The sequence below is a fragment of the Streptomyces bottropensis ATCC 25435 genome (assembly GCF_000383595.1).
Lineage (GTDB): Bacteria > Actinomycetota > Actinomycetes > Streptomycetales > Streptomycetaceae > Streptomyces > Streptomyces bottropensis.
In genome coordinates this window covers 1,786,767-1,810,510 of the sequence record NZ_KB911581.1, presented here as the reverse complement: position 1 = coordinate 1,810,510, position 23,744 = coordinate 1,786,767, and the positions used below count along the sequence as shown (strand labels likewise).

General features: G+C 71.6%; 13 protein-coding genes. 12 read left to right on the top strand and 1 reads right to left on the bottom strand.

The window, feature by feature from the left end:
• Nucleotides 1–124 precede the first annotated feature (124 nt).
• From glgX to STRBO_RS0108075, 9 genes are all read left to right on the top strand, one after another.
• A complete protein-coding gene (gene glgX / locus STRBO_RS0108115; RefSeq protein WP_028796538.1) occupies nucleotides 125–2,401 on the top strand; it encodes a glycogen debranching protein GlgX in 2,277 nt (758 codons plus the stop codon).
• 78 nt (nucleotides 2,402–2,479) lie between these two features.
• Entirely contained in the window at nucleotides 2,480–4,606 is a 2,127-nt protein-coding gene (locus tag STRBO_RS0108110; protein ID WP_005480092.1) for an ABC transporter ATP-binding protein, read from the top strand.
• Nucleotides 4,603–6,549, top strand: coding sequence for an ABC transporter ATP-binding protein (locus STRBO_RS0108105; RefSeq protein ID WP_005480093.1), 1,947 nt, complete (start codon nucleotides 4,603–4,605; stop codon nucleotides 6,547–6,549). Before STRBO_RS0108110 ends, STRBO_RS0108105 begins: the two co-directional genes overlap by 4 nt.
• A 55-nt stretch (nucleotides 6,550–6,604) precedes the next feature.
• Complete coding sequence (locus STRBO_RS0108100; RefSeq protein ID WP_005480094.1) at nucleotides 6,605–8,344, top strand: ABC transporter ATP-binding protein; 1,740 nt, start codon at nucleotides 6,605–6,607, stop codon at nucleotides 8,342–8,344.
• Entirely contained in the window at nucleotides 8,341–10,113 is a 1,773-nt protein-coding gene (locus tag STRBO_RS0108095) for an ABC transporter ATP-binding protein (RefSeq protein WP_005480095.1), read from the top strand. The genes STRBO_RS0108100 and STRBO_RS0108095 overlap by 4 nt, the downstream gene beginning before the upstream one ends.
• A gap of 65 nt (nucleotides 10,114–10,178) precedes the next feature.
• Nucleotides 10,179–10,400 (top strand): hypothetical protein, encoded by a 222-nt coding sequence (locus STRBO_RS0108090; RefSeq protein ID WP_020665512.1) that lies wholly within the window; start codon nucleotides 10,179–10,181, stop codon nucleotides 10,398–10,400.
• A 260-nt stretch (nucleotides 10,401–10,660) separates the two neighbouring features.
• A complete protein-coding gene (locus STRBO_RS0108085) occupies nucleotides 10,661–12,745 on the top strand; it encodes a M4 family metallopeptidase (RefSeq protein WP_005480097.1) in 2,085 nt (694 codons plus the stop codon).
• A 327-nt stretch (nucleotides 12,746–13,072) separates the two neighbouring features.
• Complete coding sequence (locus STRBO_RS0108080; protein ID WP_005480098.1) at nucleotides 13,073–14,734, top strand: M4 family metallopeptidase; 1,662 nt, start codon at nucleotides 13,073–13,075, stop codon at nucleotides 14,732–14,734.
• 83 nt (nucleotides 14,735–14,817) lie between these two features.
• Complete coding sequence (locus STRBO_RS0108075; RefSeq protein WP_005480099.1) at nucleotides 14,818–15,351, top strand: DUF1990 domain-containing protein; 534 nt, start codon at nucleotides 14,818–14,820, stop codon at nucleotides 15,349–15,351.
• A gap of 53 nt (nucleotides 15,352–15,404) precedes the next feature.
• Here the strand turns inward: STRBO_RS0108075 and STRBO_RS0108070 are convergent, their stop codons facing one another.
• Nucleotides 15,405–18,047 carry a glycosyltransferase family 1 protein gene (locus STRBO_RS0108070; RefSeq protein WP_005480100.1) on the bottom strand — a complete coding sequence of 881 codons (2,643 nt, stop codon included), beginning with the start codon at nucleotides 18,045–18,047 and terminating at the stop codon, nucleotides 15,405–15,407.
• A 379-nt stretch (nucleotides 18,048–18,426) separates the two neighbouring features.
• Here STRBO_RS0108070 and STRBO_RS0108065 point away from each other — a divergent pair, with 379 nt between their 5' ends.
• The 3 genes from STRBO_RS0108065 to treS all read left to right on the top strand — a co-directional run bounded on the left by STRBO_RS0108065 (nucleotide 18,427) and on the right by treS (nucleotide 23,699).
• Complete coding sequence (locus STRBO_RS0108065) at nucleotides 18,427–19,626, top strand: S8 family peptidase (RefSeq protein WP_020114039.1); 1,200 nt, start codon at nucleotides 18,427–18,429, stop codon at nucleotides 19,624–19,626.
• A gap of 228 nt (nucleotides 19,627–19,854) precedes the next feature.
• Entirely contained in the window at nucleotides 19,855–21,984 is a 2,130-nt protein-coding gene (locus STRBO_RS0108060) for an alpha-1,4-glucan--maltose-1-phosphate maltosyltransferase (RefSeq protein WP_020114038.1), read from the top strand.
• Entirely contained in the window at nucleotides 21,981–23,699 is a 1,719-nt protein-coding gene (treS, locus tag STRBO_RS0108055) for a maltose alpha-D-glucosyltransferase (RefSeq protein WP_020114037.1), read from the top strand. The genes STRBO_RS0108060 and treS overlap by 4 nt, the downstream gene beginning before the upstream one ends.
• Nucleotides 23,700–23,744 lie beyond the last annotated feature (45 nt).

The following is a 23,744-nucleotide window of genomic DNA, read 5'->3' as shown; positions in this document are numbered from 1 at the left end:
CCCGGGAAACGTGAGTGCGAGGCGTGCTCTGGGCAGAACACTTGGGAGGACGACGTGATGGGGAGCGGTGCGGGGACAGCCGGCTCCCCTTTCCCGTCGCCCACCGAGCCGCGGGAGGCCTGAGGTGTCGAGCGCAGCCGAGCAGGAGGAAGTGCGGGAGGACGTACGGGGGACGCGCGCCGTGCCGGCCGCGCGTCCCGCCGTGGTGCTGAACGGAGGTCGGCGCGAGGAGCCCTCGCCCGGGACGAGGCCCGTGTGGCCGGGGGCCTCGACGCCGCTCGGCGCGCGGTTCCGGGTGGGCCCCGACGGGGTCGCGGGCACCAACTTCGCGTTGTGGGCCGGCGGGGCGGAGGCCGTCGAGCTGTGTCTGTTCTCCGCGGCGGGCGAGGAGACCCGGCTGCGGCTGACGGAGCTGACCCACGAGATCTGGCACGGCTTCGTGCCCGGTGTCCTGCCCGGACAGCGGTACGGCTACCGCGTGCACGGCCGCTGGGACCCGTGGACCGGCGCCCGCTGGAATCCGGCGAAGCTCCTCCTCGACCCGTACGCGCGTGCGGTGGACGGCGAGTTCAGTCTGCCGCCGGAGGTGTACGCGCACGTCCGGGACTGGCCCGAGCAGCATGTCGCCGACACCGTGCGCGACGAGCGGGACTCGGCGCCGCACGTCCCGAAGGGCGTCGTCGTCCACGACGACGCCCCCGACGACGAATGGGTCGACGACCGCCGTCCGAAGACCCCGTGGGCGGACTCCGTCATCTACGAGCTGCACGTACGCGGCTTCACCATGACCCACCCGGGCATCCCCGAGGAGCTGCGCGGCACGTACGCGGGTCTCGCGCACCCCGCCGCGATCGAGCACCTGGTGAAGCTGGGGGTGACGGCGGTGGAGCTGCTGCCCGTGCACCAGTTCGCCCACGAGGACCATCTGCTGCGCCGGGGCATGCGCAACTACTGGGGCTACAACTCGATCGGCTACTTCGCCCCGCACGCGGCGTACGCGTCGTCGGGCACGACCGGGCAGCAGGTCGGGGAGTTCCGGCGGATGGTGCGGGCGCTGCACGCCGCCGGCATCGAGGTCGTCCTCGACGTGGTCTACAACCACACGGCCGAGGCCGACGAGCGCGGCCCGAGCCTGTCGCTGCGCGGCATCGACAACCGGGGCTACTACCGCCTGCAGAGCGACGCGCGCCGTTACGCCGACTACACGGGCTGCGGGAACACGCTGCACGTGGTCCAGCCGCACGTCCTGCGCCTGATCACCGACTCGCTGCGGTACTGGGTGACGGAGATGGGGGTGGACGGCTTCCGTTTCGATCTGGCGGCGGCCCTCGCCCGCTCCATGCACGACGTCGACATGCTCTCCCCGTTCCTCGCCGTCATCGCCCAGGACCCGGTGCTGCGGCGGGTGAAGCTGATCGCCGAGCCGTGGGACGTGGGCTCGGGCGGCTACCAGGTCGGCGCCTTCCCGCCCCTGTGGACGGAGTGGAACGACCGCTACCGGGGCGCGGTACGGGACTTCTGGCGGGGCGCGCTGCCGGACGTACGCGACCTCGGCTACCGCCTGTCGGGGTCGAGCGACCTGTACGCGTGGGGCGGTCGCCGGCCCTACGCCTCGGTCAACTTCATCACCGCGCACGACGGTTTCACGCTGCGCGACCTGGTGTCGTACGAGCGCAAGCACAACGAGGCGAACGGGGAGGGCAACCGGGACGGCTCCGACGACAACCGGTCCTGGAACTGCGGCGCCGAGGGCGAGACGGACGACGAGGGCGTACGGACGCTCAGGCGGCGGCAGTTGCGCAACCTGCTGACGACACTGCTGCTGTCCACGGGCGTGCCGATGCTGGTCGCCGGTGACGAACTGGGCCGCACGCAGGGGGGCAACAACAACGCGTACTGCCAGGACAACGAGATCAGCTGGGTCGACTGGGGGCTGCTGGAGGACCCGGCCTGGAAGGGCCTCTTCGACCTGACGGCCCGGCTGATCGCCTTGCGGCACGCGCATCCGGTGCTGCGCCGCCGGGCGTTCTTCTCCGGCCGGGCCCACTCGGCGGACGGGCTGCGGGACCTGGCGTGGTTCACGGCCCGCGGCACGGAGATGACCGAACGGGACTGGTACGCGCCGGCCGCGACGCTCGGCATGTACCTCTCCGGCCGTGACATCCCCGGCCGCGACGCCCGCGGGGCCCCGATCCTCGACGACAGCTTCCTCGCCGTCCTGCACGCCGGTGACGGGCCGGTGGACTTCGTCCTGCCGGGGACGCCGTGGGCGGCTCGGTACGAGGTGGTGGTCGACACGTCGCGGGAGGAGCAGGGCGAGCCGGTGGGCGTGGTGCACGAGGCGGGGGCGGAGGTGGTCGTCCCGGCGCGGTGTGTGCTGCTGCTGCGGGTGCTGGGGTGAGCGTAGGACTCACGACCGAGGGCGGTCCGGCCAAAACTCGGTGGGCGTTGTCAGTGGCGATCCGTAGGCTCGCTACTGATGGCCACGACACGTGCAACCCCCGAGGAACCCGACCGAACACCGGAACCCGAGACGGCCACCGAGCGCGAGGAGCCCGAGCGGGCCGGGGCGCCCGAGCAGGCCGAGGGGCGGTCCGCCGTGCGCACGCTGCTGCGGTTGTGGCCGTACGTCCGGCCCGTGCGCGCGCGGCTGTCGTTCGCCGCGTTCGTCGCCGTCATCGCCTCCTGTGTGGGCCTGTTCATCCCGCTCGTGCTGAAGTGGATGGTCGACGGGCCGGTCGCGCACCGGGATCCGGCGGGCGTGTGGCTCGGGGCGCTGTACCTGCTGCTGCTCGGTCTCGCCGAAGCGCTGCTGTTCGGGCTGCGGCGCTGGCTGGTGGCGCGGCCCCTCGCCGGGGTCGAGGCGTCGATGCGCGCGGATCTCTACCGCCGTCTGCAGCGCCTGCCGGTCGCCTTCCACGACCGCTGGGCCTCCGGTCAGCTGCTCTCGCGCGGCACGACCGATCTGATGCTGCTGCGGATGTTCCTCGCCTTCCCACTGACGTTCCTGCTGGTCAACGCGGTCACCATCGTCGTCGGCGTCATCATCATGCTGATCCAGGACTGGACGCTGGGGCTGGTCATCCTGGGGCCGGCCATCCCCGTGATGGTCACCTGCGTGGTCTTCGAGAGGAAGTACGCCAAGGTCGCGCGCCTGGCCCAGGACCAGGTGGGCGACCTCACCACGGTCGTCGAGGAGAGCGTCCTCGGCATCCGCATCATCAAGGGGTTCGGGCGCCATCGCAGCCAGGCCCACGCCTTCCGGGACCTGTCCCGCACCCTGCGCGGCACCGAGCTGCGCAAGGCCCGTCTGCTGTCGGTGATCTGGGGCGTCATCATCACGCTCCCCGAGCTGGCGATCGGGGCGGCCCTCGTCCTCGGTGTCGTCCAGGTCGCGGACGGCGTCCTGTCGGCGGGCACGCTGGTGGCCTTCCTGTCGACCGCCCTCGCCCTGCGCTGGCCCGTCGACTCGATCGGCTTCCTGCTGGCGATGAGCCAGGAGGCGGCGACGGCGACGGAGCGGTACTTCGAGGTGATGGACGAGAAGCCGGAGTCTTCGGCCGAGACCGAGGCCGAGGCGGAGGCCGAGGCGGAGGCCGAGACCGAGGCCGCGACGTCGGCTTCCGCGGAGGCCGACATCGCTGTCACCGCGGGGACAGCTGCCGCCGTCGGCGCGGCCGTGGGCGCCGGGACGGCTGCTGCGACGGGGGCTGCTGCCGCGGCGGGCTTCGCAGCCACCACCGGGACGCCCGCCGTCGCGGGCGCTACAACCACCGCCGTGACGACTGCCGCCTCGGCCGCCCCCGGCGCCGTCGACACCACCACCCCCACCGTGGGCCACGGCTCCGCCGGGTCCGCGCACCGCGGGTTGCGGTTCCACCAGGTCACCTTCCGGTACCCGGACGCCGCCCCCGGCACCACCCCCACCCTCGACCGCGTCGACCTCCACATCCGCTCCGGCGAGTCGATGGCCCTGGTCGGCGCCACCGGCTCCGGCAAGACCACGCTCACCGCGCTCGTCCCGCGCCTCCACGAGGTCACCTCCGGTCACATCACGCTGGACGGCGAGGACATCACCGGGATGCCGCGCGAGGAACTGCGCGCGAAGGTCGCCGTCGCCTTCGAGGAGCCCACCCTCTTCTCGGCGACCGTCGGCGAGAACGTCCTGATGGGCGCCCCGCCGGACGCGGGCGAGGCCGAGCTGGACCGCGCCCTGGCCATCGCCCAGGCGGAGTTCGCGCACGCGCTCCCCCAGGGCACCGCCACCCAGGTCGGCGAGCAGGGCCTCAGCCTCTCGGGCGGCCAGCGGCAGCGCCTCGCGCTGGCGCGGGCGGTGGTCGGCCGCCCCCGCTTCCTCGTGCTGGACGACCCGCTGTCGGCGCTCGACGTGCACACGGAGGCCGCGGTGGAGGCCGCGCTGCGCCGCGTGCTCGCGGAGACGACCGCGCTGATCGTGGCGCACCGTCCCTCGACGGTGCTGCTCGCCGACCGCGTGGCCCTGCTCTCCGGCGGCCGGGTCGCCGCCGTGGGCACCCACCAGGAACTGTTGCGCACGAACGCGGAGTACGCCCATCTGATGTCCGGGACCGAGGGGGACGAGCGATGACGGCGCCCATGACCACCGCGCCGGACAAGGAGCCGAACGAGGAGCCGGAGGGCACGGCCGGCACGGCCACGTCCCTGGAGAAGCCCCTGAGGAAGCCCCAGGAGAAGCCGGACGGCGGCGCCCCGCCCGCCGGCCCCCGCGAGGCGTCCGTCGGCGACCCGTTCGACCACGACGACCTGCCCACTCCCCCGGGCGCCACCCTGGCCCTGCTGCGCTCCCTGCTCGCGCCGATGCGGACCCGCGTGGTCATGGCGAGCGTGCTGCTCCTGCTCCAGCAGGCGGCGGTGCAGGCGGGCCCGCTGCTGGTGGCGTACGCCATCGACAGTGCCGTACCGGCGCTCAGGGACGGCCGGCACGGGCCGCTGATCGCGGTGGCGGCCGGGTATCTGGCGTGCGCGCTGGCGGCCGGCGGGCTGCAGTTCGCGTTCATCGGGGCGTCCGCGCGGGTCAACCAGGACGTACTGCTCGATCTGCGCGGCCGGATCTTCCGCCATGCGCAGGCCCTGAGCATCGACTTCCACGAGCGGTACACCTCGGGCCGGCTCATCTCCCGCTCCACCACGGACGTGGAGTCGCTGCGCGAACTGCTCGACGAGGGTCTGCAGGAACTCATCGGCGTGATCCTCGCCTTCGTCTACATCTCGGCGATGCTGCTCTGGCTGGACCTGGGGCTGGGCGCGGCGGCGCTGGCGTCGTTCGTTCCGCTGTACGGGTTCGTGCGGATGTACCGGCGGCGCGCGGCGAGCGTGTACACGGCCCGGTCCACCGCGATCGCCGCGGTGATCGTGAAGTTCGCCGAGACGATGAACGGCATCCGGCCGGTGCGGGCGTTCCGCCGCGAGGCGGCGAACGACTCGGAGTTCGGTGCCCTGAACCGGAGCCACGAGCGCAGGAACGGCGACGCGATCCTGGAGATGGCCCGCTATGTGGTCTGCTCCCGGGTCGTCGCCAACGTCACGGTCGCGGCGATCGTGCTGTGGGGCGCCTACCGGGTGGCCTCTCAGACGCTGGCCCTGGGTGTGCTGGCGGCGGCCGTGCTGTATCTGCGTCGGCTGTACGACCCGATCGACCGGCTCGGCATGTTCCTCAACTCGTACCAGTCGGCGGCGGCCTCGCTGGAGAAGATCGCCGGTCTGCTGGCCCAGGCCCCGTCGGTGCCCGAGCCCGCCGAGCCGAAGGAGCTGCCGGCGGCGGCCTGCGAACTGCCGGGCCGCGAGGTCGTGTTCGACGACGTGCGGTTCGCCTACCGCACCGGCGGCGAGATCCTGCCCCGCTTCGACCTCACGCTCGCGGCGGGCAGCACGGTGGCGGTGGTCGGGTCCACCGGCGCCGGCAAGTCGACCCTCGCCAAGCTGGTGGCCCGGTTCTACGACCCCTCGTCCGGGCGGGTCCTCCTCGACGGCGTCGACCTGCGCGACCTCCCGGTTCACGAGCTGCGGCGCGGGGTGATCATGGTGACGCAGGAGTCGTTCCTGTTCTCCGGCACGGTCGCCGAGAACATCTCCCTCGGCCGCCCCGACGCCACCCGCGAGGACATCGAGCGGGCGGCCAAGGCCATCGGCGCCCATGACTTCATCGCCGCCCTGCCCGACGGCTACGACACCGACGTACGCAAGCGCGGTGGCCGCATCTCCGCCGGCCAGCGCCAACTCGTGGCGTTCGCACGGGCGTTGCTGGCCGATCCGGCCGTCCTCATCCTGGACGAGGCGACCAGCTCGCTCGACGTCCCGGGCGAGCGGGCGGTCCAGCGGGCCATGTCCACCGTCCTGCGCGGCCGTACGGCCGTGGTGATCGCCCACCGTCTGTCCACGGTCGAGATCGCCGACCGCGTCCTGGTGATGGAGCACGGCAGGATCGTGGAGGACGGCACCCCGGCGGACCTGATCGCGGGCACGGGCAGGTTCGCGGACCTGCACCGGGCGTGGCGGGACAGCCTGGCGTAGCGGCGCCGGGACAGCTTTACCCAGCCGGCAGATGCACACACGGAATCGGGGGCCCATGATCGACGCGTACGAGGATCCCGGCACGCCCGACCGCCGGGGCGGCGCCCGGTATCTGTGGTGGCTGGTCCGGCAGCAGGCCGGCCGGTCCGCGCTCGGCTCGCTCATCTCCTGCGTGTGGATGGTGCTGCTCGCGGCCACGCCGTATCTGCTCTCCCGCGCGATCGACGAGGGGCTGGAGCCCGGTGATCACGCGGCCCTGGCCGGCTGGACGGCCGCGCTGTTCGGCGTGGGCGCCTTCAACGCCTGGCTGAGCATCATGCGCCACCGCACGATGACCCGGGTCCGGATGGACGCCAACTTCCGCACGGTGAAGGTCGTGACGGCGCACGCGGTCCGGCTCGGGGCGGCGCTGCCGCGCCGGGTCGGCGCCGGGGAGGTCGTGACGATCGGCGTGGGAGACGTCCAGACGATCTCCTCCTCGCTGACGGTCATCGGGCCGGGGGCCGGCGCCGTCGCCGCGTATCTGGTGGTCGCGGGGCTGCTGGTGTCGGTCTCCTGGCAGATCGCCGGGGTGGTGCTGCTGGGGATGCCGCTGATCGCCGTGATCGTGGGCCCGATGATGCGGCGGCTGCAGGGCACCGAGACGGAGTACCGGGAGCGGCAGGGCGTACTGACCGCGCGGATCGCGGACCTCGCGGGCGGGCTGCGCGTCCTGGGCGGACTCGGCGGCAAGGGGCTGGTCGCCGACGCGTTCCACCGGGACTCGCAGCGGCTGCGGGCGCAGGGCTACCGGGTGGGCGCGGTGACCAGCTGGATGCAGGCGCTCGGGGTGGGGCTGCCGACGGTCTTCCTCGCGGTGGTGACCTGGCTCGCGGCCCGGCTCGCCGCGCAGGGGGCCATCACGGTCGGCGAGTTGGTGGCGGTCTACGGGTATGTGACCGTGCTGGTGCGGCCGGTGTCGTACTTCGTCTCCTGGGGGTACGAGGTGAGCCGCGGGGTGGTGGCCGCGCGGCGCGTCATCCGGTTCCTGGCCCTGGAGCCGCTGCCGGACCACGGCACCACGGACGCGCCCGCCGAGCCCTCGGCGCTGCACGACCCCGTGTCGGGGGTACGGGTGCCGCCGGGGCGGCTCGTCGCGCTGGCCGCCGACCGGCCGGCCGACGCGGCGGCCGTGGTGGACCGGCTCGGCCGGTACGGGCCGACGGCGGCGACCTGGGGCGGCACGCCGCTCGACGCGATCCCGCTGGCGCAGGTCCGCGCGCGGATCCTGGTGGCCGACCACGAGGCGGACCTGTTCGCGGGCCGGCTGCGCGAGCTGCTCGGCGGGCACGGCGACCTCGACGACGCGACGGCGGCGCGGGCGCTGCGCGCGGCCGTGGCCGAGGACATCGTGCAGGGTCTGGCGGACGGTCTGGACGCGGCGGTCGACGCACGGGGCCGCAACCTCTCCGGCGGTCAGCGCCAGCGGGTGCGGCTGGCACGGGCGCTGGTGGCCGATCCCGAGATCCTGCTGGCCGTCGAGCCGACGTCGGCGCTCGACGCCCACACCGAGGCGCGGGTCGCCCAGCGGCTGCGGGGCGCCCGTGCGGGCCGTACGACGCTGGTCACCACCACCTCGCCCCTCGTCCTCGACCACGCGGACACCGTCCTGCACCTGGTGGACGGCAAGGTCGCGGCCCGCGGCACCCACCGCGAACTCCTCGCGGGCGAGCCGGGATACCGGGCGCTGGTCGCGCGGGACGCGGGGGAAGAAGGGGACGCCGACGAGAGCGCGGTCGAGGAGGTCGTACGGTGACGACGGACATCACACCCCCCGCCTCCGACCGGCTGCCGATCGCCGACCGGGCCGCCGTGCGGCGGGCCACCGTACGGCTGGTGCGGGCGGACGGCCGGGCGTTCCTCGCCGTGCTGGGGCTGAACGGGGCGGCGGCCGCGCTGGGGCTGGCCGGGCCGTGGCTGCTGGGCCGGATCATCGACGAGGTGCGCGGCGGGAGCGGTGTCGCGGCGGTGGACCGGCTGGCGGCGGTGATCCTGTTGTGCGCGGGCCTGCAGTTGCTGCTGGCCCGCTGGGCCCGGTACGTGGGGCACCGGTTCGGGGAGCGGACGCTGGCGCGGGTGCGCGAGGAGTTCGTGGACCGGACGCTGGCGCTGCCGGCGTCGGTCGTGGAGCGGGCGGGAACCGGTGATCTGACGGCGCGCGGCACGGCGGACGTGGACGCGGTCGGCAGGACGTTGCGGGACGTGGGGCCCGAGCTGCTGATCAGCTCGGTGCAGGCGTTGTTCCTGATCGGCGCGGTGTTCGCGCTGGATCCGCTGCTCGGACTGTGCGCGTTGTCCGGGCTGGCCGGGATCGCGGTGGTGCTGCGCTGGTATCTGCGCCGGGCGCGCACCGGGTATCTCGCGGAGGGCGCGGCCCAGTCCGAGGTCGCGGAGATCGTCGCGTCGACCGCGTCCGGGGCCCGTACGGTCGAGGCGCTGCGGCTGGAGCGCCGCCGGATCACCGCGAGCCGGGACGCGCTGGAGGTGTCCCGGCGGCGCCGGTTCCACACGCTGTTCCTGCGCACGGTGTTCTTCCCCGGTGTCGAGGTCTCGTACTTCGTGCCCCAGGTGCTCGTCCTTCTCCTCGGCGGGGTGCTGCTCGCGCGGGGTTCGCTCACTCTGGGCGCGGTGGTGTCGGCGGCCCTGTACCTGCAGCAGCTGAGCGGTCCGCTCGACGAGATCCTGATGCGGGTGGAGCTGCTGCAGAGCAGCGGGGCCTCGTTCGCCCGGGTGGAGGGGCTGGCCGGCGCCCCGCGCGCCGCTCGCGCGGACACCCCCGAACCGGCGGACGACCGCATCGACGTGACGGGCGTGCGGTACGCCTACGACCGGGGCGGTGAGGTGCTGCGGGGCGTCGACCTGACGGTCCGCCCCGGCGAACGGCTCGCGGTGGTCGGCCCGTCCGGCGCCGGCAAGACGACCCTGAGCCGCCTGCTGGCGGGCATCGACGCGCCGACCCGGGGCACGGTGACGGTCGGCGGGGTGCCCGTCGTGGACCTCGGCCCCGAACGCCTGCGCCGCCAGGTCGTCCTGGTCACCCAGGAGCACCATGTCTTCCTGGGCACGGTCCGCGACAACCTCCTGATCGCCGAACCGGCGGCCACGGACGCGCAGTTGTGGGCCGCGCTGTCGGCCGTGGGCGCCGACGCCTGGGTGCGCGCGCTCCCCGACGGCCTCGGCACCCGCCTCGGCGAGGGCGGCCGTCGTACGGACGGTCCCCAGGCACAGCAGCTGGCGCTCGCCCGGGTGGTCCTCGCCGACCCCCACACCCTCATCCTCGACGAGGCCACCGCCCTTCTGGACCCCACCGCGGCCCGCCACACCGAACGCGCGCTCGCCGCCGTCCTGCACGGCCGCACCGTCATCGCCATCGCCCACCGTCTCCACACCGCCCACGACGCGGACCGCGTGGCCGTCATGGAGAACGGTCTGCTCACCGAACTCGGCACGCACGAGGAGCTGGTGGCGGCGAACGGCGCGTACGCGGCACTGTGGCGGCGGTGGCACGGGGAGGGGGAGTCCTGACCGGCCGCGGGACCCGTACGAGAATGCCGAACACCCCTATGACGACTTGGAGTTGCCGTCCCGTGATGCCGCCGATGTGTGCCGTCTGCCCTCCCGACCCGCACGGCACCGCTCCGTTCGGGAAGTTCACCCTGGTGTACTTCCGCGCGACCCGGGCGGCCCTCGCGTACGACGAGGGCTGGGTCGGGCACCCGGAGAACGCGGTCTGGTTCTGCGACGCCCACGCGCTCCTCGCCGAGCGGCTGAAAGAGTTCACGGCCACCGAGGCGCTGGAGCGTCTCGGATAACACACCGCGAACGGTCCGTATAGCGAACATGACCAACCGGGCAACGGACGATTTCCGGCCAACTTATTGACGCGCTCCTGACAGGACCCTCGGTCTCCTGCCACTCTGCCCACAACCGCGACACAGCAACCTCACAAGCAGGTCCGCCGTGCCGCGCGGCACCCCCCACGCATGTGGTTTAAGCGTTCACCAGTTCTCACCTTGTTCTGCCCGGTCGGTCACCAGCCGTCCGGTCTCCCCTGGCCGCGCGAACCGCGGCCATGCAGAAGGAGTCAGTGTTGAGACGCCAGTCCCACAGACGCACCTCCCACACCAGTAACACTTTCGGCCACAGCGCCCGTCGGCGCGCGGCCGCCGGCGCGCTCGTCGCCGTCACCGCCCTGCTGGCCGCGGCCGTCCAGTCGGGCGCCGCCTCCGCCGCCCCGGAGAAGGCACCGTCGGCGGCGGGCAAGGCCAACCCGGGCGCGCTCTCCGTGAAGCTCACCCCCGCCCAGCGGGCCGAGCTGATACGCGAGGCCAACGCGACGAAGGCGGCCACGGCCGAGAAGCTGAACCTCGGCGCCAAGGAGAAGCTCGTCGTCCGTGACGTGGTCAAGGACCGCGACGGCACCGTGCACACGCGGTACGAGCGGACGTACGGCGGCCTCCCGGTCCTCGGCGGCGACCTCGTCGTCAAGACCTCGAAGGCGGGCGCCACGCAGGGCATCGTCAAGGCCACCAAGGCGAAGATCGCGGTGTCGTCGCTGACGCCCACCGTGACCAAGGCCAGGGCCGAGAAGCAGGCACTCGGTGCCGCGAAGGCGGAGAAGGCCAAGAGCCCCGAGGTCAACCGCGCGCCCCGCAAGGTCGTCTGGGCCGCCGGCGGCAAGCCCGTCCTCGCCTACGAGACGGTCGTCGGCGGCTTCCAGCACGACGGCACCCCGCAGGAGCTGCACGTCGTCACCGACGCCACCAGCGGCGCGAAGCTCTACGAGTGGGAGGCGGTCGAGACCGGCACCGGCAACACGGTGTACAGCGGCTCGGTCACCCTCGGCACCACGCAGTCGGGTTCGACGTTCAACCTCACCGACGGCGCGCGCGGCGGCCACAAGACGTACAACCTGAACCGCGGCACCTCCGGCACCGGGACCCTGTTCTCCGGCCCCGACGACGTCTGGGGCAACGGCTCGCCGTCGAACCTGGAGTCGGCCGGCGCCGACGCCCACTACGGCGCGGCACTGACCTGGGACTACTACAAGAACGTGCACGGCCGCAACGGCATCCGCGGCGACGGCGTCGGCGCCTACTCGCGTGTGCACTACGGCAACAACTACGTCAACGCCTTCTGGCAGGACACCTGCTTCTGCATGACGTACGGCGACGGCTCGGGCAACGCCAACCCGCTGACGTCGATCGACGTGGCCGCGCACGAGATGACCCACGGCCTCACGTCCAACACGGCCGGGCTGAACTACTCCGGTGAGTCAGGCGGCCTGAACGAGGCCACCTCGGACATCTTCGGCTCCACGGTGGAGTTCTACGCGGCGAACTCCTCCGACGTCGGTGACTACCTCATCGGCGAGGAGATCAACATCAACGGCAACGGCACGCCGTTGCGTTACATGGACAAGCCGAGCAAGGACGGCTCGTCCAAGGACGCCTGGTACTCGGGCATCGGCTCGATCGACGTGCACTACTCGTCGGGCCCCGCGAACCACTTCTTCTACCTCCTCTCCGAGGGCAGCGGCGCCAAGACCATCAACGGCGTCAACTACGACTCGCCCACCTCGGACGGCCTCCCCGTGACGGGCATCGGCCGCGCCAAGGCGGAGCAGATCTGGTTCAAGGCGCTGACCACGAAGTTCACGTCGACGACCAACTACGCGGCGGCCCGCACCGGCACGCTCGCGGTCGCCGGTGAGCTGTACGGCACCACGTCCGCCGAGTACACGGCGGTGCAGAACGCGTGGGCCGGCATCAACGTGGGCTCGCGTCCCGGCGGTGGCGGGGGCGGCGGTACGTCGTTCGAGAGCACGACCGACGTATCGATTCCGGACAACGGCGCGGCGGTCACCTCGCCGGTCACCGTCTCCGGCCGGACCGGCAACGCGCCCTCGAACCTCGCGGTCGCCGTGGACATCGTCCACACCTACATCGGTGACCTCCAGGTCCAGCTGGTCGCCCCCGACGGCACGGCCTACACGCTGAAGGCGTACGGCACCGGCGGCAGCACGGACAACATCAACACCACCTACACCGTGAACGCGTCGTCCGAAGTCGCCAACGGTGTGTGGCAGTTGCGGGTCCAGGACAACGCGGCCCGGGACACCGGCTACATCAACAGCTGGAAGCTGACGTTCCCGTAGGTCACGGCACGGCCCTTCGCATACGGGGGCCCGTTGTGAGCACGACATGAGAGGGGCGCCGCTCCGGGGGATCCGACTCCCCGGGGCGGCGCCTTCTTTGCCGTTCTCCGGGGGTCGCTTTGCCGCGCCTTGGACGTGCCTTTGCCGAGGTCGGAGCGGTTTTACATGGCCGCAATATTTCCAGACTGTTGATTTTCGGCCAACATCACCTTGCCCTCCTGACATGTACGCGTCCGTGGTGTCACGCTTCACCCACCCGCCGCACTCGTAACCCAGATACCCGGACGACTCCCCAGGCCGTCCGGCCTCCCCCACCAAGGAGCATGAGTGACTCCGTTCTACGCGCGTCATCAGCGGACCACGCTGGCCATCGCGACCGCCGTCGCCGCCGGTGCGCTGCTGACCACCGCCCTGACCACCGGCGCCACCGCCCAGCCCGCGCCCGTCGCGGACAAGGCCAAGCCGGCCGGTGCCCAGGTCGCGCTCACCCCCGCCGCGCGCACGGCCCTGATCAAGAAGGCGGACGCGGCCACCACCGAGACCGCCGACGAGATAGGTCTCGGCGCCAAGGAGGAACTGGTCGTCCGTGACGTCCTCAAGGACGCCGACGGCACGGTCCACACGCGCTACGAGCGCACCTTCGGCGGTCTGCCGGTCCTCGGCGGCGACCTGGTCGTCCACGAGTCCAAGGCCGGCGCGATCAAGAGCGTCACCAGAGCGACCAAGGCCACCGTCAAGGTCGCCGACCTCACCGCGGACGTCACCAAGGCCACCGCCGAGAAGCAGGCGCTGAAGGCCGCCAAGGCCGAGGGCTCCACCAAGACCGAGGCCGACAAGGCCCCGCGCAAGGTCATCTGGGCGGCGAGCGGCAAGCCCGCGCTCGCCTACGAGACGGTCGTCGGCGGCTTCCAGCACGACGGCACCCCGCAGCAGCTCCACGTGGTCACCGACGCGGAGACCGGCAAGAAGCTGTACGAGTGGGAGGCCGTCCAGACCGGCTCCGGCAAGAGCAAGTACAACGGCTCGGTCACCCTCGGCACGACCCTGTCGGGCTCGACGTACAACCTGACGGACGCCGGCCGCGGCGGCCACAAGACGTACAACAAGGCCCGCTCCACCTCGTCGTCGGCCGGCACGCTCTTCACCGACGCCGACGACGTCTGGGGAACCGGCAGCATCTCCAGCTCCTCCACCGACCAGAACGCCGCCGTGGACGCCCACTACGGCGCCCAGGTCACCTGGGACTTCTACAAGAACGTCCTCGGCCGCAACGGCATCAAGAACAACGGCGTCGCCGCGTACTCCCGTGTCCACTACGGCAACGCGTACGTCAACGCCTTCTGGGACGACAGCTGCTTCTGCATGACGTACGGCGACGGCACGAGCAACACCAAGCCGCTCACCTCGCTGGACGTGGCCGGGCACGAGATGAGCCACGGCCTGACCGCCAACACCGCCCGCCTGAACTACTCGGGCGAGTCCGGCGGCCTGAACGAGGCCACCTCCGACATCTTCGGCACGGCGGTCGAGTTCTACGCGGCCAACGCCAGCGACCCCGGTGACTACCTCATCGGCGAGAAGATCGACATCAACGGCAACGGCACCCCGCTGCGCTACATGGACCAGCCGAGCAAGGACGGCGACTCGGCCAACTACTGGTCCTCGTCCCTCGGCAGCCTGGACGTCCACTACTCGTCGGGCCCCGCGAACCACTTCTTCTTCCTCCTCTCCGAGGGCAGCGGCGCCAAGACCATCAACGGCGTCTCGTACAACTCGCCCACCTCCAACGGTGCCACGATCACCGGCATCGGCCGCGCCAAGGCCGTCCAGATCTGGTACAAGGCGCTGAGCACGTACATGACCTCGACGACCAACTACAAGGGCGCCCGCACGGCGACCCTGAACGCGGCGTCCTCCCTGTACGGCGCCTCCAGCGCCGAGTACGCGGCGGTGAACGCGGCCTGGGCGGCGGTCAACGTCAACGCCTGACCTGACGTGGTGGTGCAGGGATAGGTGACTGGGGCGGTACCCGGCGAGAAGGCGACGCCGGGTACCGCCCTAGGCTTTGCGCCATGCCCGCAACCACCGGCCCGCTCCCCGAGGGCCCCTTCACCTACGAAGCGGTCGGCGCGACCCGCGAGGGTCACTGCCCGCCCGACTTCAGCCCTCTCCACGTCCGCTCCCGCATAGGCGAGGGCACGGACGTGTTCGAGCGGGCCGCGCACGCCGTCCGCACCTGGGAGATGCACCGCGCGCTGGGCGTCGGCATCCACACCTCCGCCCCCGAGGCGGCCCCCGGCGTCGACGTGACGGTCACCCTCGGCGGCGTCATCAAGGCCCCCTGCCGCGTCGTCTACACACTGGACGAGCCCCGCCGCAAAGGCTGGGCCTACGGCACGCTGCCGGGCCACCCGGAATCCGGCGAGGAGGCGTTCATAGTCGACCGCACGGGGGACGGCACCGTCTGGCTGACGGTCTCGGCCTTCAGCCGCGGCGCCAAGTGGTACGCACGGGCGGGCGGGGCGGCGACGCGGGGGCTGCAGCACGCGTACGCGCGGCGGTGCGGGGTGGTGCTGCGCAGGCTGGTGGAGGACCCGAAGGGCTGACCCGGCGCCCCGCACAGGCAGTACCCGTACGGGGCCCGGCCATCGAGCCACCCCTACCGCAGCAACACCCCCGCCCCCTCCCCCAGCTCCTGCGAAGGCACCGTCACCAGGCCCAGTTCGGCGGTGGAGGCCAGCAGGCGGTGGGACGGCAGGATGCGGACCGTGTAGCCGAAGGAGCCGGTGCGGTCGAGGGACAGCGGGCCCTCGTAGACCCAGCGGCCCTCCTCGTCGGGTCCGCTCACCGGTTTCAGCGGGACGTACGTCGCGTCCGTGATGCGGTCGTCGGTGTCGACGCGGCCGGAGACCGCCTGGACCTCGACGTCGTCCGGGCCCAGGTCGCCGAGCGCCACCCGGACGCGCAGCACCAGCGTCGCGCCCAGCTCGGCGGCCGTACCGGCGGGTGCCGCCGAGGTCTCCACATGATCCACGCTCACCCGGTGCCAGGCCCCCCGCACCCGCGCCTTCCACTCGGACAGCTCGCGGGCCACGTCCGGGACCAGCGAGCGGTGCGCGCGTGCGGCCGGGGCGTACAGGCGCTCGACGTACTCCCGGACCATGCGGCCGGCCAGCACCTTCGGACCCAGATGTGTCAGGGTCTCGCGGACCATCGCGATCCAGCGGTCGGGCAGACCGGCCTGCCCGCGCTCGTAGAAGCGGGGGGCGACCCGCTGTTCCAGCAGCTCGTACAGGGCCGCCGCCTCCACGTCGTCCCGGCGGTCCTGGTCCTCGTCCGTCGCCGTGCCGTCCGCCGTGGGGATCGCCCAGCCGAAGTCCGGCCGGAACCATTCATCCCACCAGCCGTCCAGGACGGACAGATTGAGACAGCCGTTCAGCGCGGCCTTCATGCCGGACGTGCCGCACGCCTCCAGCGGGCGCAGCGGGTTGTTCAGCCAGACGTCGCAGCCGGGGTACAGCTTCTGCGCCATCGCCATGCCGTAGTCGGGCAGGAACACGATCCGGTGGCGCACGCGCGGGTCGTCGGCGAACCGCACCAGCTCCTGGATGAGGCGCTTCCCGCCGTCGTCCGCCGGGTGCGCCTTGCCCGCGATCACGATCTGCACCGGCCGCTCCGGGTGGAGCAGCAGATCCATCAGGCGGTCCTGGTCGCGCAGCATCAGGGTGAGGCGTTTGTAGGAGGGGACGCGGCGGGCGAAGCCGATGGTCAGGACGTCCGGGTCCAGGACTCCGTCGATCCAGCCGAGTTCGGCGGTGCCCGCGCCGCGCTGCCGCCAGGAGGCGGACAGGCGCTCGCGCACCTCGACGACCAGTTGTTCGCGCAGGTCGCGGCGCAGGTCCCAGATGTCCTGGTCGGGGATGTCGCCGACGGCGTCCCAGCGCTCCGAGCCGCCGACGCTCATGGCGTCCTCGGTGCGCTCGGCGCCGACCTGCCGGGCGCCGAGGCGGAACACCTCCGGGGCCACCCAGGTGGGGGCGTGCACGCCGTTGGTGACGGAGGTGATGGGCACCTCGTCCGGGTCGAAGCCCGGCCACAGTCCGGAGAACATCTGCCGGCTGACCTGCCCGTGCAGCAGGGAGACGCCGTTGGCACGCTGGGCGAGCCGCAGCCCCATCACCGCCATGTTGAAGACGTTCGGGTCCCCGCCCGTGTACGTCTCCATGCCGAGCCCCAGGATGCGGCCGACGTCGATGCGCGGAAGCTCCGCGTCGGGGCCGAAGTGGCGGGCGAGAAGCTCACGGTCGAAGCGGTCGATGCCGGCGGGGACGGGGGTGTGGGTGGTGAAGACCGTGCCGGAGCGGACCGCCTCCAGAGCGGCGTCGAAGTCCAGTCCCTCGTCGTGGAGTTCGGCGATGCGTTCCAGGCCGAGGAAGCCCGCGTGGCCCTCGTTGGTGTGGAAGACCTCGGGGCCGGGGTGGCCGGTGAGGCGGCAGTACGTGCGTACGGCCCGGACACCTCCTATGCCGAGCAGCATCTCCTGGAGGAGCCGGTGTTCGCTGCCGCCGCCGTACAGCCGGTCGGTCACGCCGCGTTCGCCGGGGTCGTTCTCCTCGACGTCCGAGTCGAGCAGCAGCAGCGGCACCCGGCCCACCTGGGCCTGCCAGATCCGGGCGTGCAGCCGGCGTCCGCCGGGCAGGGCCAGGCCGACCTGGGCCGCCGAGCCGTCTGCCTCCTGGAGCGGCACCAGGGGCAGTTCGTGCGGGTCGAGCACCGGGTAGTGCTCCTGCTGCCAGCCGTCGCGGGACAGGGACTGCCGGAAGTAGCCGTGCCGGTAGAGCAGGCCGACGCCGATCAGCGGGACGCCGAGGTCGCTGGCCGCCTTCAGATGGTCGCCGGCGAGGATGCCGAGACCGCCGGAGTACTGGGGCAGCGCGGCCGTGATGCCGAACTCGGGCGAGAAGTAGGCGATGGCGGCCGGGAGTTCGGACGCCTGCCCCTGTCCCTGCGCCTGGTACCAGCGGTCCCCGGTGACGTAGTCACGCAGGTCGTCGGCGGCGGCGGTCAGCCGGCGCAGGAAGCGCCGGTCCTCGGCGAGTTCGGCGAGGCGCCGGGTGGAGACGGAGCCGAGCAGGCGCACGGGGTCGCCGCCGGACGAGGCCCAGCGTTCGGGGTCGACCGACTGGAAGAGGTCGCGGGTCTCCGCGTGCCAGGACCAGCGCAGATTGCGCGCCAGTTCGCTGAGCGGTTGCAGGACTTGGGGGAGGACGGGTCGGACGGTGAATCTGCGGATGGCCTTCACAGAGGGTTCCACCTTCGCGCCAGGACGTACGGGCCGGGGGGACGCACTCCGCTGTGCGCCGTTCGTCACCCCCGACGGTAGCGGCGCGGGGGCCCGGTAACCACGGGGCGTCCCCCGGTATGCGATTACGGCGCATCCGTACCCCGGCCGCCCCGCCGGGCAGTCCATTCCCGGGCGTTCAGTCCTGAATTCGCCGCAGGGCGACCGCGAGCAGCGGCGACCCGGCCGCACCACCCGCGGACCCCACAGCCGATATGGCCGATTCCACCCCTCTGTGCGGCCTTGTGGCACTTCACACCGCACGAGAGGCTGCCCCGTGGCGGTACCCGGTTCGAGGAGGGGGTTCTCACACATGGGTCATCCGGGAGAGGCGAGAATCATGCGTGTCCGCTGGGCGGGAGGGCTCACGGCGGTCCTGACCGCCGTGGTGCTCTCGGCCGTCACCCTGCCCGCGCGGGCCGCCCCGGAGGGGCTCGTCCAGGGGGTCGGTGCTCCCGGTTCCGTCAAGGGCAGTTGGATCGTGACCCTGAAGGCGGGCATCCGGGCTCCGTCGCCGGACGGAAAGGGCGTAGCGGCGAAGTACGGGGCGGAAATACGCCATATGTACGGCACCGCGCTGAACGGCTACGCCGTGACGGCCGGTGAGACGGAGGCCAGGCGTCTCGCGGGGGACTCCCGCGTCGCCTCGGTCGTCCAGGACACGAAGGTGACCTACGACCGGGCCCCGAGCGGGCACCGGCAGCCGAACCCGTCCGCGTGGGGCCTGGACCGCGTCGACCAGCCGGGCCTGCCCCTCGACAGGAGCTACACCTGGCCGCGGTCGGCGGGCAGGGGCGTCACCGTGTACGTGATCGACACCGGCGTACGGGTCACGCACAAGGACTTCGGCGGCCGGGCCGTGAACGGCTGGGACTTCGTCCAGAACGACCGGACCGCGCAGGACGGCAACGGCCACGGCACCCATGTCGCGGGCACCGTCGCCGGCACCGTCCACGGCGTCGCCAAGAAGGCCCGGATCGTGGCCGTACGGGTGCTCGACGACGCGGGCGCGGGGACGACGGCCCAGGTCATCGCGGGCATCGACTGGGTCACCGGGCACGCCGTGAAGCCGGCCGTGGCCAACATGAGCCTCGGCGGCCGGAGCAACGCCCAGCTCGACGCGGCCGTACGCAACTCCATCGCGTCCGGGGTCACCTACACGGTCGCGGCGGGCAACGACGGGCTCGCCGCGAGCCTCTCCTCACCCGCCCGGGTGAAACAGGCGATCACCGTCGGCGCCACCGGCAGGAAGGACGTCCGCGCCGCGTTCTCGAACTGGGGCCCGAGCCTGGACCTGTTCGCCCCCGGTGTGTCCGTGCCGTCCGCGTCCCACCGGAGCGACACCGGCACGGCCACCCACTCCGGTACGTCCATGGCCGCCCCGCACGCGGCGGGCGCGGCGGCCCTGTATCTGGCCGACCGTCCGAGGGCGTCACCGGCCGAGGTGGGCGGGGCCCTGGTTGAGCGAGCGGTTTCGGGCAAGGTGAAGGACAGGAAGGCGGGCTCCCCGAACAGGCTTCTTCAAGTCGACTATTCGTAGGAGTCCGTAACACCGGAGGTGAAGGTCTCTTTACCGAGAGCGACTACAGTGACCGGCCCCGACCCTTTCGGACGAGGCCGGTCTTGTGTGTAGACATACGCGTGAGTAGTTAACAAAGTGCCGGAATGCCCACCCGCACTGTGTGGGAAGGCTCCACCGGTAGTCCCGCTGGCCCCACCTCCCCACACCCTTATCCGCCCACCCACGTTGACGCGGACAGGAGCGGTCATGCCCGCCACGCACCATTCGTCACCACCCCCGACGACCAGTACCACCAGCGCCACACCACAGAGCACCGCCGCACGCCCCGCGCGCACGGGTCCGCCCGCCCCGGCCACGCCACCCCGCAAGGCCCCCGGGAGGCCGGGCGCCCCCACCATCGGGCGCATACCGGTCATCGACGTACGGCCGGCCGTCCACCACGGCCGCCGCCCGGCGAAGGCGGTCGTGGGCGAGGAATTCGAGATCTCGGCCGTCGTCATCCGGGAGGGCCATGACGCGGTCGCCGCCAACGTCGTGCTGACGGACCCGGACGGCCGCCCGGCCGGCTGGACCCCGATGCGCGAAGTCGCCCCCGGCACGGACCGCTGGGGCGCCACCGTCTCCGTACCGAGCGAGGGCGTCTGGTCCTACGCCGTGGAGGGCTGGGGCGACCCGGTCACCACCTGGCGCCATCATGCCCGCATCAAGATCCCGGCCGGCATGGACACCGAACTGGTCCTGGAGGAGGGCGCGCGGCTGTACGAACGCGCCGCCGACGACATCCCCGAGGGCGAGAGCGGACGGGCCACCCTCCGTGCCGCCGTGGACGCGCTGCGGGACACGGCCAGGCCCGCGTCCTCCCGGCTGGCGGCGGCGTTGGCGCCGGAGGTGGACGAGGTCCTGACCCGTCATCCCTTGCGGGAACTGGTCACCTCCTCCGAGCCGCTGCCGCTGCTGGTGGAGCGGGAACGGGCCCTGTTCGGCTCCTGGTACGAGTTCTTCCCCCGCTCCGAGGGCACCCCGGCCCAGCCCCACGGAACGTTCCGCACCGCCGCCCGCCGCCTGCCCGCGATCGCCGCGATGGGCTTCGACGTCGTCTACCTCCCCCCGATCCACCCCATCGGCACGACCTACCGCAAGGGCCGCAACAACACCCTCTCCCCCACCCCCGACGACGTCGGCGTGCCCTGGGCGATCGGCTCCCCCGAGGGCGGCCACGACGCCGTCCACCCCGACCTCGGCACCCTGGACGACTTCGACTTCTTCGTCGCCCAGGCCCGCGCCCAGGGCCTGGAGATCGCCCTGGACTTCGCCCTGCAGTGCTCCCCCGACCACCCCTGGGTCGACAAGCACCCCGAATGGTTCCACCACCGCCCCGACGGAACCATCGCCTACGCGGAGAACCCGCCCAAGAAGTACCAGGACATCTACCCCATCGCCTTCGACGCCGACCTGCCCGGCCTCATCGCCGAGACCACCCGCGTCCTGCGGCACTGGATGGACCACGGGGTACGCATCTTCCGCGTCGACAACCCCCACACCAAACCGGTCGTGTTCTGGGAACAGGTCATCGCCGACATCAACGCCACCGACCCCGACGTCATCTTCCTCGCCGAGGCCTTCACCCGCCCCGCGATGATGCACACCCTGGCCGCCACCGGCTTCCAGCAGTCCTACACCTACTTCACCTGGCGCACCACCAAAGCCGAACTCACCGACTACGCCACCGAACTCGCCGGTGAGGCCGCCGCCTACATGCGGCCCAACTTCTTCGTCAACACCCCCGACATCCTCCACGCCTTCCTCCAGGAAGGCGGCCGCCCCGCCTTCGAACTCCGCGCCGTCCTCGCCGCCACCCTCTCCCCCACCTGGGGCATCTACTCCGGCTACGAACTCTGCGAGAACACCCCGCTCAAACCCGGCAGCGAGGAATACCTCGACTCCGAGAAGTACCAGCTCCGCCCCCGAGACTGGGACACAGCCGCACGGGACGGACACACCATCGCCCCCCTGCTCGGCAAGCTCAACGAGATCAGGCGTCGGAGCCCGGCGCTGCGCCAGTTGCGGAATCTGCATTTCCACCACGCCGACCAGGACGCGGTGATCGTCTACTCGAAGCGGGCGGGCTCGAACACGGTTCTGGTGGTCGTCAACCTCGACCCCCACCACACCCAGGAGGCCACGGTCTCGTTGGACATGCCGCAACTCGGCCTCGACTGGCACGAGTCCGTGCTGGTACGAGACGAGCTCACCGGTGAGGTCTACACCTGGGGCAGGAACAACTACGTACGGCTGGAACCGGGACGCACGCCCGCCCACGTACTGACCGTCCTGCGACCGTCCAACCCGCAGATCGGGGGGTCACCCACACGATGATCGTCAACGAGCCCGTTCCTGACACCTTCGAGGACACTCCGCAGAAGGACCGGGACCCGGACTGGTTCAAACGCGCCGTCTTCTACGAGGTACTCGTCCGCTCCTTCCAGGACAGCAACGGCGACGGCGTCGGCGACCTCAAGGGCCTCACCGCCAAACTCGACTACCTGCAGTGGCTCGGCATCGACTGCATCTGGCTGCCGCCCTTCTTCAAATCCCCCCTGCGCGACGGCGGCTACGACGTCTCCGACTACACCGCCGTCCTCCCCGAATTCGGCGACCTCGCCGACTTCGTGGAATTCGTCGACGCCGCCCACCAACGCGGCATGCGCGTCATCATCGACTTCGTCATGAACCACACCAGCGACCAGCACCCGTGGTTCCAGGAGTCCCGCAAGGACCCCGACGGCCCCTACGGCGACTACTACGTCTGGGCCGACGACGACAAACAGTTCCCCGAAGCCCGCATCATCTTCGTCGACACCGAAGCCTCCAACTGGACCTTCGACCCCGTCCGCAAGCAGTACTACTGGCACCGCTTCTTCTCCCACCAACCGGACCTCAACTACGAGAACCCGGCCGTGCAGGAGGAGATCATCTCGGCGCTGCGCTTCTGGCTGGACCTGGGCATCGACGGCTTCCGGCTGGACGCCGTGCCGTACCTGTACCAACAGGAGGGCACCAACTGCGAGAACCTTCCCGCGACCCACCATTTCCTGAAGCGGGTGCGGAAGGAGATCGACGCGCACTACCCGGACACCGTGCTGCTGGCCGAGGCGAACCAGTGGCCGGAGGACGTCGTCGACTACTTCGGCGATTTCCCCAGCGGCGGCGACGAATGCCACATGGCGTTCCACTTCCCGGTGATGCCGAGGATCTTCATGGCGGTGCGCAGGGAATCGCGCTACCCGGTCTCGGAAATCCTCGCCAAGACCCCGGCCATTCCCTCAAGCTGCCAGTGGGGCATCTTCCTGCGCAACCACGACGAGCTGACCCTGGAGATGGTCACCGACGAAGAGCGCGACTACATGTACGCGGAGTACGCCAAGGACCCGCGCATGCGCGCCAACATCGGCATCCGGCGCCGCCTCGCCCCCCTCCTGGACAACGACCGCAACCAGATCGAACTCTTCACCGCCCTGCTGCTCTCCCTGCCCGGCTCGCCGATCCTCTACTACGGCGACGAGATCGGCATGGGCGACAACATCTGGCTCGGCGACCGCGACGCGGTGCGCACCCCCATGCAGTGGACGCCGGACCGCAACGCCGGCTTCTCCTCCTGCGACCCGGGACGGCTGTCGCTGCCGACGATCATGGACCCGGTCTACGGCTACCAGGTCACCAACGTCGAGGCGTCGATGTCCTCACCCTCGTCGCTGCTGCACTGGACCCGCCGGATGATCGAGATCCGCAAGCAGAACCCGGCGTTCGGCCTCGGCAGCTACACCGAGCTGCAGTCGTCGAACCCGGCCGTCCTCGCCTTCCTCAGGGAGGCGCCCTCGACCGAGGGGGACGGGGACGACCTGGTTCTGTGCGTGAACAACTTCTCGCGTTTCGCGCAGCCCACCGAACTCGATCTGCGCGCCTACGAAGGACGCCACCCCGTCGAACTCATCGGCGGAGTGCGCTTCCCCGCCATCGGTGAACTGCCCTATCTCCTCACCCTCGCGGGCCACGGCTTCTACTGGTTCCGCCTGCGGAAGGACACCGTGTAAGCCCACCCGAACCCCGGGCGGGCCGGTTTCTCCCGGCCCGCCCGG